We start from the raw sequence: 14,731 nt of genomic DNA, 5'->3' as shown, positions 1-14,731 counted from the left end.
CATGCTTAAACACGCGGTCATTCCGTTTTTAGTCGGCGCCAGCCTGTTGGCTAGCGCTCCTTTCGCCTCTGCGGCGACTAACCTGGTGTTTTGCTCCGAAGGGAGCCCGGCCGGTTTTGATCCTGGTCAGTACACCACCGGAACCGACTTCGACGCCTCTGCAGAAACCATGTTCAACCGCCTGACCCAGTTCGAGCGCGGCGGCACCGCCGTGATTCCTGGTCTGGCGACCAGTTGGGACATTACCGACGATGGCCTGACTTACACCTTCCACCTTCGTGAAGGCGTCAAGTTCCACACCACTCCGTACTTCAAGCCGACTCGTGAGTTCAACGCTGACGACGTGTTGTTCACCTTTAATCGCATGATTAGCAAGGACGACCCGTTCCGTAAGGCGTACCCAACCGAATTCCCGTACTTCACCGACATGGGGATGGACACCAACATCACCAAGATCGATAAAGTCGACGACCACACTGTCAAGTTCACCCTTAAAGACGTAGACGCCGCGTTCATTCAGAACATGGCGATGAGCTTCGCGTCCGTGCAGTCCGCCGAGTACGCTGCCCAGCTGCTCAAGGAAGGCAAGGCTGCCGACATCAACCAGAAGCCGGTCGGCACTGGTCCGTTCGTGTTCAAGAGCTACCAGAAAGACTCCAACATCCGCTACACCGGGAACAAGGACTACTGGAAGCCTGACGACGTCAAGATCGACAACCTGATCTTCGCCATCACCACCGACCCGTCGGTACGCATCCAGAAGCTGAAGAAGAACGAGTGCCAGATCACTCTGTTCCCACGTCCGGCGGACCTCAAGGCGCTGAAAGAAGACAAAGCCCTGAAAGTGCCTGACCAGGCTGGTTTCAACCTGGGTTACATCGCCTATAACGTGATGGACAAGGTCAAGGGCAGCAACGAGGCGAACCCGCTGGCCCAGCTGAAAGTGCGTCAGGCACTGGACATGGCCGTCAATAAACAGCAGATCATCGACTCGGTTTACCAGGGTGCCGGCCAGTTGGCAGTTAACGCCATGCCGCCGACCCAGTGGTCTTACGACACCACCATCAAGGACGCCAAGTACGACCCTGAGAAAGCCAAAGAGCTGCTCAAGGAAGCTGGCGTCAAGGAAGGCACCGAAATCGTTCTGTGGGCGATGCCAGTGCAACGTCCGTACAACCCGAACGCCAAGCTGATGGCTGAAATGCTGCAGTCCGACTGGGCCAAGATCGGTCTCAAAGTCAAAATCGTCAGCTACGAATGGGGCGAGTACATCAAGCGCTCCAAGGGCGGCGAGAACCAGGCGATGATCATCGGCTGGAGCGGTGACAATGGTGACCCGGACAACTGGCTCAACGTGCTGTTCGGCTGCGACTCGCTGGAAGGCAACAACTTCTCGAAATGGTGCGACAAGAAATTTGACGGCATCGTCAAGGAAGCCAAGCGCACAACCGATCAGGCCAAGCGCACCGAACTGTACAAGCAGGCGCAACACGTCCTCAAAGACGCCGTTCCGATGACACCTATCGCTCACTCGACGGTGTTCCAACCCATGCGCAACAACGTGCAGGACTTCAAGATCAGCCCGTTTGGCTTGAACTCCTTCTACGGCGTCAGCGTCAGCAAATAAGATCTGGCAACGGCGACGTCTTTGACGTCGCCGTTGCTTTATCTACCGAGAAAGCAGGAAACGCCCTACGTCGACTTCCGCTGAGGACTACAGCAGCGAGGTGCGACGCGTCGACTTTTCCTACGAGTTTTTAGGACTCTGCGCATTTACTGCCGGCCCCCACGGCTCATACCGTCGGGGGATCCGACCAGTCCATGCGTGGGCTCTCGGTTATTGCTGCATGCACGGTCTGGATTCAAAGAGACCTCCTTCTCCCCGGACGGGACGGCGGGCTCATTGAAAAACACTACGAGAACAAGAGGGAGCGTCATGCGCCATACCTTGGTTTTATCCGCATTGCTGGGCACCGGCCTCTTGGCCGCCACTTCCATCAGCCAGGCCGCCACTGACAGCCTGGTGTTCTGTTCCGAAGGCAGCCCCGCTGGCTTCGACACCGCGCAGTACACGACCGCGACCGATAACGACGCCGCCGAGCCGCTGTACAACCGCTTGGCAGAGTTCGAAAAAGGCGCGACCAATGTCGTACCGGGCCTGGCGACCAGCTGGGATATTTCCGAAGACGGCCTCACCTACACTTTTCACCTGCGCGAAGGGGTGAAATTTCATACGACCAAGTACTTCACGCCTACCCGCGACTTCAACGCCGATGACGTGCTCTTCACGTTCAATCGCATGCTGGATCCGCAACAGCCTTTCCGTAAGGCCTATCCAACCGAATTCCCGTACTTCAACGGGATGAGCCTCAACAAGAACATCGCCAAGGTCGAAAAGACCGGGCCGCTGACCGTGGTCATGACGCTCAACAGTGTCGACGCCGCGTTCATCCAGAACATCGCCATGAGCTTCGCCGCCATCCTCTCCGCCGAATACGCCGACAAGCTGCTGGCCGGTGGCAAGCCGAGCGACATCAACCAGAAGCCGATCGGCACCGGGCCGTTCGTGTTCAAGAGTTATCAGAAAGACTCGAACATCCGTTACAGCGGCAACAAGCAGTACTGGGACCCGAGCCGGGTCAAACTCGACAACCTGATTTTCGCAATCAATACCGACGCCTCTGTGCGCGTGCAGAAACTCAAGGCCAACGAGTGCCAGATCACCCTGCATCCGCGCCCTGCCGACGTCACCGCCCTGAAGAACGACCCGAAACTCAAGCTCATCGAAAAGCCCGGTTTCAACCTTGGCTACATCGCCTATAACGTGCGCCACAAGCCATTCGACCAGCTCGAAGTACGCCAGGCGCTGGACATGGCGGTGAACAAGCAAGGGATTCTCAACGCCGTCTATCAAGGCGCCGGCCAGCTCGCAGTCAACGCCATGCCGCCGACCCAATGGTCCTACGACGAAACCATCAAGGACGCCGCCTACAACCCGGAGAAAGCCAAGGAATTGCTCAAGGCTGCCGGCGTGAAGGAAGGCACCGAGATCACCCTCTGGGCCATGCCGGTCCAGCGTCCCTACAACCCCAACGCCAAGTTGATGGCTGAGATGCTTCAGGCTGACTGGGCGAAGATCGGCCTCAAGGTGAAGATCGTCAGCTACGAATGGGGCGAGTACATCAAGCGCACCAAAAACGGCGAGCACGATATCAGCCTGATCGGCTGGACCGGTGACAACGGGGACCCGGACAACTGGCTCGGTACGCTTTACAGCTGCGACGCCATTGGCGGCAACAACTACTCCATGTGGTGCGATCCGGCTTACGACAAGCTGATCAAGCAGGCCAAGATCGTCACCGATCGCGACCAGCGCACCGTGCTTTACAAACAGGCGCAGCAATTGCTCAAGCAGCAAGTGCCGATCACGCCAGTCGCCCACTCGACGGTCAACCAGCCGTTGAGCGCCAAAATCGAAGGGTTCAAGGTCAGTCCTTTCGGTCGCAACGTGTTCTCGGGTGTCAGCATAGAAAAATAACCGATTAGCCGAAAAACGCTGGGGGCGGATTCCGCCCTCACGCAAGCGTATTGCCGTAATTCGCCTATCAGGCGTGTTGCAAACGTTTGCACGCGTCGAATGAGTTCAAAACCATAAAGCCGGATCACAAAAAAAGACCGGCATAAAAAAAAGAAAGAAAGGAGCTTCACCCATGAAACTGAGCAGCACCGCGTTATTGGCCCTGGCCATCAGCAGCATCACCGCCACGGCGTACGCAGAGACCCAAAGCCAGGAATTCACCCCGGTATCGGTCAACACCAAAAGCGCCCAAGCCGAAGCCACCGGTTTTGTTGAAGGCCAGTCGATCAGCGGCACGACCCGTAACTGGTACGCCAACGAGCAACTGAAACGCGGCGGCAAGTTCGCTTACAAGAAAGACGGCGTTTCGACCCCGACTGATCGTCGTATCAACTGGGTTCAAGGCACCATCATCAAGTACAACTCCGGTTTCACTGAAGGCACCGTTGGCTTCAGCACTGAAGTCGCTGCCTACAACGCCATCGCGCTGGAGCGCGACCGCGAGAACCTGGCTTCCAACAACGGCGGCGCACCGGGCACTCGTCCAGGCGCGGGCAACAACCGTACCCTGACCAAAGAAGGCGGCGACGCTCAAGGTCAGTGGAGCAAACTGGGCCTGGCCAACGTCAAGGCGCGCATCTCCAACACCACCCTGACCGCCGGCCGCATGAACTTCAGCAGCCCGCAAGTCGACGTTATCGGCAACCGTGCCCTGCCTTCGAGCTTCGAAGGTATCGCGATCCACAGCGAAGAACTGAACAACCTGTCCTTCGACCTGGCTACCTTCGATCGCAATTCACCGCGTACCGAAGAAAGCCTGAGCAAGTTCCGCTCCGAATACGGCTCGATCGACGCCGAAGCGGATCACGTGAACACCGCCGGTATCACCTACACGCCGTTCGCCAGCCTGACCACCAGCCTTTGGGGCACGCAAGCCGAAGACCTGTGGAACCAGTACTACTTCGGCGCCAGCCACGTGCTGGGTGACAGCTCGGTACTGAGCCTGACCACCGGCCTGAACTACTACAAGACCGTCGACGAAGGCAAAAAGCTGCTGGGCGAAATCGACAACGACACGTACTCCCTGTCGCTCGGCCTGACCCACATGGCCCACAGCCTGACCTTCTCGTATCAGGAAGTGAACGGTAACGAGTACTTCGATTACCTGCACGAAACCAACGGCATCTACCTGGCCAACTCCCTGCTGTCGGACTTCAACGGCCCGAACGAGAAATCCTTCCAGATCGCCTACGGTCTGAACATGGCCGAATACGGCGTGCCGGGCCTTAAGTTCAACATCTACCAGGCTCGCGGCTGGGGCATCGACGGTACCCACTACAAAGGTGGCGGCTACGATGGCGTGCAGGCCATGGACGGCGAAACTCACTACGAATACGGCATCGGCGCTGCGTACGCCGTGCAGAGCGGCCCGCTCAAGGCCACCGCGATTCGTGCGACCTACACCGCTCACCGCGCCAGCGAAAACCAGGCAGATGGCAGCATCAACGAGTTCCGTCTCGTGACCACCATCCCGTTCAACATTCTGTAATGCGCCTGCCGAACGGCTGATTCAGTGATGAATCGGCCATTCGGCGTTTGCCTTTCACCTGATTGCAGAGGGTTCTTGATGAAAATGCTTCCCCTACGTGCGGCCATCGCTGCCGCGTTGCTGAGTGTCGCTGTCGGCGTCTCGGCCAAACCCTTGGTGGTTTGTACCGAGAACAGTCCGGAAGGCTTCGACACGGCCCTGTATACGACTGCAGTCACCGCCGACGCCGCAGCTGAAACCATCTTCAATCGCCTGGCCGATTTCAAGCCGGGTACCACTGAAGTGATTCCGGCGCTGGCCGAATCCTGGGACATCAGCGAAGACGGTCTGACCTACACGTTCCACCTGCGCAAAGGCGTCAAGTTCCACACCACCGAATATTTCAAGCCGACCCGCGACATGAACGCCGACGACGTGCTTTGGAGTTTTCAGCGTCAGCTGGACCCGAATCACCCTTGGCATAAACAGTCGACCGTGGGCTTCCCCTACTTTGAAAGCATGGGCTTCAAGGAACTGCTGAAAAGCGTCGAGAAGGTTGACGACAACACCGTCAAATTCACCCTGACCCGCCGCGAAGCACCGTTCCTGGCCGACGTCGCCATGGCCTTCGCGTCGATCTACTCCGCCGAGTACGCCGACCAGTTGGTCAAGGGCGACAAGATGGGCGACCTGAACAACAAACCGGTCGGTACTGGCCCGTTTGTCTTTCAGCGTTACAACAAAGACGCCCAGGTCCGTTTCAAGGCCAACCCGGACTACTTCCGTGGCAAGCCTCCGGCAGACGCGCTGATCCTGGCCATTGGCACCGACAACAACGTGCGCCTGCAGAAGCTCAAGGCCAACGAGTGCCAGATCGCGCTGTATCCAAAACCGGATGACATCCCGAGCATCAAGAAAGACACCAACCTGAAGGTTGATGAAATGAATGCGATGACCGTTTCGTACATCGCCATGAACACCTCGCACAAGTACATGAGTGATGTGCGCGTACGCAAAGCCATCGACATCGCCTTCGACAAAGCCGCAGCGGTCAACGCGCTGTTTGGCAAAGGCAATGCCACCGTGGCAGTCAACCCGTACCCTGACACCCTGCTGGGTTACAACCACAAACTGGCCAACCCGCCTCGCGACCTGGACAAGGCTCGCGCCCTGCTCAAGGAAGCCGGCGTGCCAGAGGGCACCGTATTTACCCTGTTCACGCGCAACGGCGGGGGTGCGACCAACCCTAACCCGATGCTCGCCGCGCAGATGATGCAAGCGGATCTGGCCAAGGTCGGGATCAAACTCGACATCCGTGTCATGGAATGGGGCGAGATGCTCAAGCGCGCCAAAAATGGCGAACACGACATGGTGGCAGCCGGATGGGCGGGCGATAACGGCGACCCGGATAACTTCCTGACGCCTATGCTCAGTTGCGAGGCGGCCAAAAACGGCGAAAACTACGCGCGCTGGTGTAACGAGAAGTTTCAGGCGCTGCTCGACGAAGCCCGGGCTAAAGTGAACCCGGACGAACGCGCAGCGCTCTATGAGCAAGCGCAGGAGATTTTCAACCAGGACCAGCCCTGGATCGCCTTGGCACACACCCGTATGTTTACTGCAATGCGCAAGAACGTAGAGGGCTATCACATCAGCCCTCTCACCACTAATAACTTCGCCACCACCCAGGTGAAGTAGATAAGAAAACTCCCGGTGTCCCTGACCCCAGGGATACCGGGCACGCCTAACCGGCTGATGAGGTACACCACAAGATGTTTAGTTTTATTGCCCGCCGATTGGGGTTACTGATCCCCACGTTCTTCGGCATCACCTTGCTGACTTTCGCGTTGATTCGCATGATTCCAGGCGACCCCGTGGAAGTAATGATGGGCGAACGCAGAGTCGACCCCGAAATGCATGCTCAGGCAATGGAACGCCTAGGTCTCAACAAACCCCTGTATGCCCAATACCTGGATTACATTGGCAAACTGGCCCACGGCGATCTCGGCGAATCCCTGCGTACCCGTGAAAGCGTCTGGAGTGAATTCACTTCTCTATTCCCCGCGACCCTGGAACTGTCCATGGCCGCCCTGTTGTTCGCCGGCATCCTGGGCCTCCTGGCCGGGGTGATCGCGGCACTCAAGCGAGGATCCCTGTTCGACCATGGGGTGATGGGCATCTCCCTGGCGGGATATTCGATGCCGATCTTCTGGTGGGGCCTGATCCTGATCATGTTCTTCTCGGTGTCCCTGGGCTGGACCCCGGTGTCCGGGCGGATCGACCTGCTCTATGACATCGAGCCCCGCACCGGTTTCATGCTCATCGACACCCTGCTGGCCGATGATGTGGGCGCATTCTTCGATGCCCTGCACCACCTGATCCTGCCCGCCATCGTGCTCGGCACCATCCCGCTGGCAGTGATCGCGCGGATGACCCGTTCTTCGATGCTCGAAGTGCTGCGTGAAGACTACATCCGTACCGCCCGCGCAAAAGGTCTGTCGCCTTCGCGCGTGGTGTTCGTCCATGGTTTGCGTAATGCGCTGATTCCGGTACTGACCGTAGTCGGCCTGCAAGTCGGCACACTGCTGGCCGGTGCGGTCCTGACCGAAACCATTTTCTCGTGGCCCGGCATCGGCAAATGGCTCATCGAAGCCATTGGCGCACGGGATTATCCCGTGGTGCAGAACGGCATCCTGTTAATCGCCTGCCTGGTGATTCTGGTCAACTTCGTAGTGGACATCCTCTACGGCTTTGCCAACCCACGCATCCGTCACCAGCGCTGAGATCATGACCATGACCACTCCAATTCCATCGGTAGCAGTCGATCAAAGCCTGCTGTACCCGTCTCCGTACAAAGAATTCTGGCAAGCGTTCTCCAAGAACAAAGGCGCTGTTGCCGGCTTGTTGTTCATGCTGCTGGTGATCTTCTGCGCGCTTTTCGCGCCGTGGGTCGCGCCGCATAACCCGAGCGAGCAATACCGTGATTTCCTGCTGACCCCGCCGTCGTGGCTGGAAGGTGGGCAGCTGCAGTTCCTGCTCGGCACCGATGAACTGGGTCGCGACCTGCTGTCGCGGCTGATCCATGGTTCGCGCTTGTCCCTGCTGATCGGTTTGTCATCGGTGGTGATGTCGCTGATTCCGGGCATCCTCCTGGGTCTGTTCGCCGGGTTCTTCCCGCGCTTGCTCGGCCCGACCATCATGCGTCTGATGGACATCATGCTGGCCCTGCCGTCCCTGCTCTTGGCAGTGGCGATTGTCGCCATCCTCGGCCCTGGCCTGATCAACACCATTATTGCCATCGCCGTGGTTTCGTTGCCGTCCTATGTTCGTCTGACCCGCGCCGCGGTGATGGGCGAATTGAACCGCGACTACGTGACCGCCGCGCGCCTGGCCGGTGCCGGTCTGCCACGACTGATGTTCGTGACCGTGCTGCCTAACTGCATGGCCCCACTGATCGTTCAGGCGACCTTGAGCTTCTCCTCGGCGATTCTCGATGCCGCTGCACTGGGCTTCCTCGGCCTTGGCGTACAACCGCCAACCCCTGAGTGGGGCACCATGCTGGCTTCGGCTCGCGACTACATCGAACGCGCCTGGTGGGTAGTGAGTCTGCCTGGTTTGACCATTTTGCTCAGCGTGCTGGCAATCAACTTGATGGGTGACGGCTTGCGCGATGCGCTGGACCCGAAACTCAAGAACGCCGCCTGAGGAGATTCAAATGTCATTGCTAGAAATCAAGAATCTCAACGTTCGCTTTGGCGACAAGAATGCTGTTCCGGTGGTCGACGGTCTCGACATCTCCGTGGACAAGGGCGAAGTCCTGGCCATCGTTGGCGAATCGGGGTCCGGCAAGTCCGTGACCATGATGGCGCTGATGGGCCTGATCGAACATCCAGGGATCGTCACCGCCGACGCCCTGAATTTCGATGGCAAGAACATGCTCAAGCTCAGCAACCGTCAGCGTCGGCAAATCGTCGGCAAAGACCTGGCGATGGTTTTCCAGGACCCGATGACCGCGCTGAACCCGAGCTACACCGTCGGTTTCCAGATCGAAGAAGTGCTGCGCCTGCACCTGAAAATGTCGGGCAAGCAAGCGCGCAAACGCGCCATCGAACTGCTGGAAAAAGTTGAGATCCCGGGCGCTGCGAGCCGTATGGACGCCTATCCGCATCAACTCTCCGGCGGTATGAGCCAGCGTGTCGCGATCGCCATGGCGATTGCCGGCGAACCAAAACTGCTGATTGCCGATGAACCGACCACGGCACTGGACGTAACGATTCAGGCGCAGATCATGGACCTGCTGCTGGCGTTGCAAAAAGAGCAGAACATGGGCCTGGTGCTGATCACCCACGACCTCGCTGTCGTGGCCGAAACCGCTCAGCGTGTGTGTGTGATGTACGCCGGTCAGGCGGTGGAAGTCGGTCAGGTGCCGCAATTGTTCGACATCCCGGCACACCCGTACAGCGAAGCGCTGCTCAAGGCGATTCCGGAACACAGCCTCGGTGCGTCACGCCTGTCGACATTGCCGGGCATCGTTCCTGGTCGTTACGACCGCCCGCAAGGTTGCCTGTTGTCGCCGCGCTGCCCGTATGTGCAAGAGAATTGCCGCACCCAGCGTCCGGCCCTTGACCCGAAAAGCAACAGCCTCGCCCGCTGCTTCTACCCGCTGAACCAGGAGGTGGCGTAATGGCCGTCGTACTTACCGCCCGCGACCTGACCCGTCATTACGAAGTGTCCCGTGGCCTGTTCAAAGGCCATGCGACCGTACGCGCCCTCAACGGCGTGTCGTTCGAACTGGAAGCTGGCAAAACCCTCGCTGTCGTGGGTGAATCAGGTTGCGGCAAGTCCACCCTGGCTCGTGCGTTGACGCTGATCGAGGAGCCGTCTTCAGGCTCCTTGAAAATCGCCGGGCAAGAAGTCGCGGGCGCTGACAAGGCTCAGCGCAAGCAACTGCGCAAAGACGTGCAGATGGTGTTCCAAAGCCCTTACGCGTCGTTGAATCCCCGGCAGAAAGTCGGTGATCAACTCGGCGAACCGCTGCTGATCAACACCAATCTGTCGGCGGCTGAACGTCGCGAGAAAGTGCAGGCGATGATGAAGCAAGTGGGTTTGCGCCCTGAGCATTATCAGCGTTACCCGCACATGTTCTCCGGCGGTCAGCGCCAGCGGATCGCCCTCGCTCGCGCCATGATGCTGCAACCGAAAGTGCTGGTGGCGGACGAACCGACTTCCGCACTGGACGTGTCGATTCAGGCTCAGGTACTGAACCTGTTCATGGACCTGCAGCAAGAGTTCAACACCGCCTACGTGTTCATCTCCCACAACCTGGCGGTCGTGCAGCACGTCGCCGATGACGTGATGGTGATGTACCTCGGTCGCCCGGTGGAAATGGGCCCCAAGAACGACATCTATGCCCGTCCTCTGCACCCGTATACCCAGGCGTTGCTGTCGGCCACCCCGACCATTCACCCGGACCCGAACAAGCCGAAGATCAAGATTGTCGGCGAACTCCCCAACCCGCTGAACCCGCCTTCCGGCTGCTCCTTCCACAAGCGCTGCCCATACGCCACCGAGCGCTGCAGCACTGAAGAGCCGGCCCTGCGCCTGCTCGACAGCCGCCAGGTGGCTTGCCATTACGCCGAACAGTTCCTGGACGGCGCGGCATAAAAAAAGTGGGAGCAGACTTGCTCCCACCGTTACACCGTCGACCAAACCCCTTCCACTTCGATTGCGCATCAGTCGAGGGAGAAGGGGTTTTCTTTGGCGCGGAATTTACCGACTACGTCTGGCTATCGCCTTCGTCAGGGTCATCGGAGTCCGGCTCATCGGTGGTGGAGTCGTCATCGTCCTTGCTGCCACCCTGATCCTGATCCCCGGGTTCCGATTCGGACTTGGCGATCATCATGCCCGTGTGCACCACCTGCCCGCTCGACGCGTGCTCACCCTGATCCGGGCACTCGGCCCATGCCGCTGACATACCAACAGAAAGCATCACCAAAACCTTAAGCAACAGCACAATGCGTTGAAAAATGCTCATAGCTGAATCCATCCTTTTTGGGGTGAAGCGTGGGGTGCCTGAGTGGAACTGAATCAAATCTAGTTCCGATTGACTCGGTTCTCCAGATAGGACGCTAACGAATGGGTGGAAATGCCATTGACCGGCAGACTGGTTTTGCATAATCGTTAGGGCGATTGGTTATTTACGAAGGAGGGGAGCCTTGTAGGAGCAAAGCTGCTCCTACAAGAGTCAGGCCTGGTGTCTGAGAGGAGTGTCGGAACAATGGATCTAGTGCAAACCCTGCTCGAGATGGAGCAATGCCTGATGTCGCAGGCTACTCGAAGTAATGCCGAGGTTATTTCGGGCCTGATCGCCGACGACTTCACCGAATTCGGCGCCAGCGGCGGCGTCTGGCATAAAGCCGACATCGTCGAGCACCTCCCTGATCAACCCTTTACCCCACGGACCATCAGCGAGTTCGCAGTCAAACAGCTCTCACCCAATACGGCATTAGTGACCTATCACTGTCACACCGGCTCCATTACTCCCGTCACAAGCTTGCGCAGCTCGATCTGGCGCCTGCAGGGTGATCGATGGCAGATGGTTTTTCATCAGGGAACATTGATTCCACGTAGCGACTGTCAACATAAAACGTGTAGGAGCGAACCTGCTCGCGATGACTGAGTGTCAGTCAACGTGAATGTTGAATGATCCGTCGCCATCGCGAGCAGGCTCGCTCCCACAGGGATTGTGTTCAGCCACAAAAAACCCCGCGGCTTTCGCAGCGGGGTTTGGGTGTTTCGGATCAGCGCTTAATGATGCTCACGCGTCGCGCGGAATTTCACGTCCGGCCAGCGCTCTTCCATCAGTGCCAGGTTGACCCGGGTCGGGGCCAGGTAGGTCAGGTGACCGCCGCCGTCGATGGCGAGGTTTTCCACGGCCTTGATGCTGAACTCTTCGAGCTTTTTCTTATCGCTGCAATCGATCCAGCGCGCGGAATACACGGTGATCGGCTCGTAGGAGCATTCGACCTTGTATTCCTCTTTCAGACGGCTGGCGACCACATCGAACTGCAGCACACCGACGGCGCCGAGGATGATGTCGTTGCTGCGCTCGGGGAAGAATACCTGGGTGGCGCCCTCTTCCGCCAGTTGCTGCAAGCCTTGGCGCAGTTGCTTGGATTTCAGCGGGTCGCGCAGGCGTACGCGGCGGAACAGTTCCGGGGCGAAGTGCGGGATGCCAGTGAAGCCCAGGACTTCGCCTTCGGTGAAGGTGTCGCCGATCTGGATGGTGCCGTGGTTGTGCAGGCCGATAATGTCGCCCGCGAAGGCTTCTTCAAGCTGCTCACGTTCGGAGGAGAAGAACGTCAGGGCATCGCCGATCCGCACGTCTTTGCCGGTGCGCACATGGCGCATCTTCATGCCTTTCTCGTACTTGCCGGAGCAGATACGCATGAAGGCAATACGGTCGCGGTGTTTCGGGTCCATGTTCGCCTGGATCTTGAACACGAAGCCGGCGAACTTCTCCTCGATTGGCTCCACGGTGCGTTCGTTGGCGACACGGGCCAGCGGTTTCGGCGCCCAGTTGACCACCGCGTCGAGCACGTGATCGACACCGAAGTTGCCCAGTGCGGTACCGAAGAACACCGGGGTGAGCTGGCCGTCGAGGAATTCCTGCTGATTGAATTCATGGCAGGCGCCTTGCACAAGCTCCAGCTGATCGACGAAGCGATCGTACTCGTCGCCCAAGTGCGCACGGGCTTCATCGGAGTCGAGCTTCTCGATGATTTTCACCTCGGTGCGCTCATGGCCGTGGCCGGCGGTGTACACGATGATGTAGTCGTCGGCGAGGTGATAAACGCCTTTGAAGTCGCGGTAGCAACCGATCGGCCAGGTGATTGGCGCGGCCTTGATCTTCAGGACGGCTTCGATTTCGTCGAGCAGTTCGATCGGGTCGCGGATGTCACGGTCGAGTTTGTTGATGAAGCTGACGATCGGCGTGTCACGCAGACGGCAGACGTCCATCAGCGCGATGGTCCGTGGCTCTACGCCCTTACCGCCGTCGAGGACCATCAATGCCGAGTCGACCGCCGTCAGGGTGCGGTAGGTATCTTCGGAGAAGTCTTCGTGGCCCGGGGTGTCGAGCAGGTTGATCATGTGATCGCGATACGGGAACTGCATGACCGACGTGGTAATGGAAATACCCCGCTGTTTTTCCATTTCCATCCAGTCGGAGGTGGCATGGCGGTCGGATTTACGCGACTTCACCGTGCCCGCAATCGCAATCGCCTTGCCCATCAGCAAGAGCTTCTCGGTGATGGTGGTCTTACCCGCATCGGGGTGGGAAATAATGGCGAAAGTGCGGCGTTTCGCGACTTCGGCGGCCTGTTTGGTCATGGGAAATCGCCTGGCGGTGATTCAAAAAAGGGCGGCGAGTATAGCGCAAACCGACCTCGACAGACCACCGTTCGACCTGTAGCAGCTGCCGAGCTTGCGAGACTGTGGCGAGGGGATTTATCCCCGTTCGGCGGCGAAGCCGTCGCAAGCCATTGGACGAGGTGTGACTGGAAAAACAGGGCCGCTTCGCAGCCCAACGGGGATAAATCCCCTCACCACTCGGCAGCTGCTGCAGGAGGCGATGCGACATGCGGGGTGGCTAATTGCTGCTAATTATGGAACCTTTTAAAAGGTGGAGGCGTCCACTCCCCTGTTACTGCACTCGTACCAGGGGCTGATAAATCAGCAAGTTAGCCTGACGAGGCTGCGCTTATGGCCCGATTCATGTCCCGTTGCGGACATAGAACGAGCTGCTTCTCGCGAACGTAAAACACCCGGCAGCCAGGAATGGCATTGCCACACGGGACTGCGTTCGCCGACAAAGAAAAAAAGGAGTCCGCCTGTGGCTATTCGCTATGGCAAAGGGCTGATAGGAGGAGCGGTTGTCGTCGCCCTTCTGGCCCTGCTGGTCCACTGGATTGGCATCAACACGATCGAACATTACCGCGACGATTTGTTGTTTTACCTGCAAGCTCATTTGATTCTTGTGATTGTCTCCATGCTGGCCGCCCTTGTCGTGGGCATACCCGCCGGCATCTTCCTCAGCCGCCCGACCATGGTTGGACGCGCCGAACGCTTCATGCAGATCTTCAACATCGGCAACACCGTGCCGCCTCTCGCCGTACTGGCCATCGCCCTGGGTATCCTCGGCATCGGCAGCGGCCCTGCGATCTTCGCCCTGTTCCTCGCCTCGCTCTTGCCGATTGTGCGCAATACCTACGAAGGGCTGAAAAACGTCCAGGGTTCACTCAAGGAAGCGGCCGTCGGCATCGGCATGACACCGACTCAGGTGCTGTGGCGGGTTGAACTGCCGAACGCTGTGCCGATCATCATCGGTGGTGTGCGTGTCGCCCTGGCGATCAACGTGGGTACTGCGCCTTTGGCGTTCCTGATCGGCGCCAACAGCCTGGGCAGCCTGATTTTCCCTGGCATTGCCCTGAACAATCAGCCGCAACTAATGCTCGGCGCGGCCTGCACCGCCCTGCTGGCCTTGCTGCTCGACGGCCTGGTGATACTGGCCAGTCGTCTCTGGCTCGAACGCGGCCTGCGCCCGTCTTAAGCCTCGGCAAAGGAATAAT

The 14,731-nt window shown here is 58.6% G+C and carries 12 protein-coding genes; 10 read left to right on the top strand and 2 right to left on the bottom strand.

What is annotated here, in order from left to right; genetic code table 11:
* Nucleotide 1 precedes the first annotated feature (1 nt).
* From ACA063_RS03845 to ACA063_RS03810, 8 genes are all read left to right on the top strand, one after another.
* The gene (locus tag ACA063_RS03845) at nucleotides 2–1,627 is read left to right on the top strand and encodes an ABC transporter substrate-binding protein (protein WP_497664842.1); all 1,626 of its coding nucleotides are present in this window, start codon (nucleotides 2–4) and stop codon (nucleotides 1,625–1,627) included.
* A 309-nt stretch (nucleotides 1,628–1,936) separates the two neighbouring features.
* A complete protein-coding gene (locus ACA063_RS03840) occupies nucleotides 1,937–3,538 on the top strand; it encodes an ABC transporter substrate-binding protein (RefSeq protein WP_497664841.1) in 1,602 nt (533 codons plus the stop codon).
* 172 nt (nucleotides 3,539–3,710) lie between these two features.
* Complete coding sequence (locus tag ACA063_RS03835) at nucleotides 3,711–5,126, top strand: OprD family porin (protein ID WP_194691420.1); 1,416 nt, start codon at nucleotides 3,711–3,713, stop codon at nucleotides 5,124–5,126.
* A 78-nt stretch (nucleotides 5,127–5,204) separates the two neighbouring features.
* On the top strand, nucleotides 5,205–6,800 hold the full coding sequence (locus tag ACA063_RS03830) for an ABC transporter substrate-binding protein (RefSeq protein ID WP_497664840.1): 1,596 nt from the start codon (nucleotides 5,205–5,207) through the stop codon (nucleotides 6,798–6,800).
* 74 nt (nucleotides 6,801–6,874) lie between these two features.
* On the top strand, nucleotides 6,875–7,885 hold the full coding sequence (locus ACA063_RS03825; RefSeq protein WP_017336505.1) for an ABC transporter permease subunit: 1,011 nt from the start codon (nucleotides 6,875–6,877) through the stop codon (nucleotides 7,883–7,885).
* A 10-nt stretch (nucleotides 7,886–7,895) separates the two neighbouring features.
* Entirely contained in the window at nucleotides 7,896–8,807 is a 912-nt protein-coding gene (locus tag ACA063_RS03820; protein ID WP_497664839.1) for an ABC transporter permease subunit, read from the top strand.
* Between the two features lie 10 nt (nucleotides 8,808–8,817).
* On the top strand, nucleotides 8,818–9,786 hold the full coding sequence (locus ACA063_RS03815; RefSeq protein ID WP_162440065.1) for an ABC transporter ATP-binding protein: 969 nt from the start codon (nucleotides 8,818–8,820) through the stop codon (nucleotides 9,784–9,786).
* On the top strand, nucleotides 9,786–10,766 hold the full coding sequence (locus tag ACA063_RS03810) for a peptide ABC transporter ATP-binding protein (RefSeq protein WP_497664838.1): 981 nt from the start codon (nucleotides 9,786–9,788) through the stop codon (nucleotides 10,764–10,766). The genes ACA063_RS03815 and ACA063_RS03810 overlap by 1 nt, the downstream gene beginning before the upstream one ends.
* A gap of 112 nt (nucleotides 10,767–10,878) precedes the next feature.
* Here ACA063_RS03810 and ACA063_RS03805 read toward each other — a convergent pair whose 3' ends face one another.
* A complete protein-coding gene (locus tag ACA063_RS03805; RefSeq protein ID WP_497664837.1) occupies nucleotides 10,879–11,136 on the bottom strand; it encodes a hypothetical protein in 258 nt (85 codons plus the stop codon).
* Between the two features lie 243 nt (nucleotides 11,137–11,379).
* On the opposite strand from ACA063_RS03805, the gene ACA063_RS03800 reads away from it, so the two are divergent.
* Nucleotides 11,380–11,781: a nuclear transport factor 2 family protein gene (locus ACA063_RS03800; RefSeq protein ID WP_497664836.1), complete on the top strand. Its 402-nt coding sequence runs from the start codon at nucleotides 11,380–11,382 to the stop codon at nucleotides 11,779–11,781.
* 128 nt (nucleotides 11,782–11,909) lie between these two features.
* Here the strand turns inward: ACA063_RS03800 and ACA063_RS03795 are convergent, their stop codons facing one another.
* On the bottom strand, nucleotides 11,910–13,493 hold the full coding sequence (locus ACA063_RS03795) for a peptide chain release factor 3 (RefSeq protein ID WP_162440781.1): 1,584 nt from the start codon (nucleotides 13,491–13,493) through the stop codon (nucleotides 11,910–11,912).
* A gap of 502 nt (nucleotides 13,494–13,995) precedes the next feature.
* On the opposite strand from ACA063_RS03795, the gene ACA063_RS03790 reads away from it, so the two are divergent.
* Complete coding sequence (locus ACA063_RS03790) at nucleotides 13,996–14,712, top strand: ABC transporter permease (protein ID WP_497664835.1); 717 nt, start codon at nucleotides 13,996–13,998, stop codon at nucleotides 14,710–14,712.
* Nucleotides 14,713–14,731 lie beyond the last annotated feature (19 nt).

Source organism: Pseudomonas sp. LBUM1643, assembly GCF_059716215.1.
Note: the sequence above shows the minus strand (reverse complement) of the source record. Positions and strands in the feature narration are given on the sequence as shown.

Bases quoted from the DNA above. Each gene is read 5' to 3' on its own strand.
- ACA063_RS03795 (WP_162440781.1), bottom strand. From the start codon at position 13,493: ATGACCAAACAGGCCGCCGAAGTCGCGAAACGCCGCACTTTCGCCATT.
- ACA063_RS03830 (WP_497664840.1), top strand. From the start codon at position 5,205: ATGAAAATGCTTCCCCTACGTGCGGCCATCGCTGCCGCGTTGCTGAGT.
- ACA063_RS03800 (WP_497664836.1), top strand. From the start codon at position 11,380: ATGGATCTAGTGCAAACCCTGCTCGAGATGGAGCAATGCCTGATGTCG.
- ACA063_RS03805 (WP_497664837.1), bottom strand. From the start codon at position 11,136: ATGAGCATTTTTCAACGCATTGTGCTGTTGCTTAAGGTTTTGGTGATG.
- ACA063_RS03815 (WP_162440065.1), top strand. From the start codon at position 8,818: ATGTCATTGCTAGAAATCAAGAATCTCAACGTTCGCTTTGGCGACAAG.
- ACA063_RS03845 (WP_497664842.1), top strand. From the start codon at position 2: ATGCTTAAACACGCGGTCATTCCGTTTTTAGTCGGCGCCAGCCTGTTG.
- ACA063_RS03810 (WP_497664838.1), top strand. From the start codon at position 9,786: ATGGCCGTCGTACTTACCGCCCGCGACCTGACCCGTCATTACGAAGTG.
- ACA063_RS03820 (WP_497664839.1), top strand. From the start codon at position 7,896: ATGACCACTCCAATTCCATCGGTAGCAGTCGATCAAAGCCTGCTGTAC.
- ACA063_RS03825 (WP_017336505.1), top strand. From the start codon at position 6,875: ATGTTTAGTTTTATTGCCCGCCGATTGGGGTTACTGATCCCCACGTTC.
- ACA063_RS03835 (WP_194691420.1), top strand. From the start codon at position 3,711: ATGAAACTGAGCAGCACCGCGTTATTGGCCCTGGCCATCAGCAGCATC.
- ACA063_RS03840 (WP_497664841.1), top strand. From the start codon at position 1,937: ATGCGCCATACCTTGGTTTTATCCGCATTGCTGGGCACCGGCCTCTTG.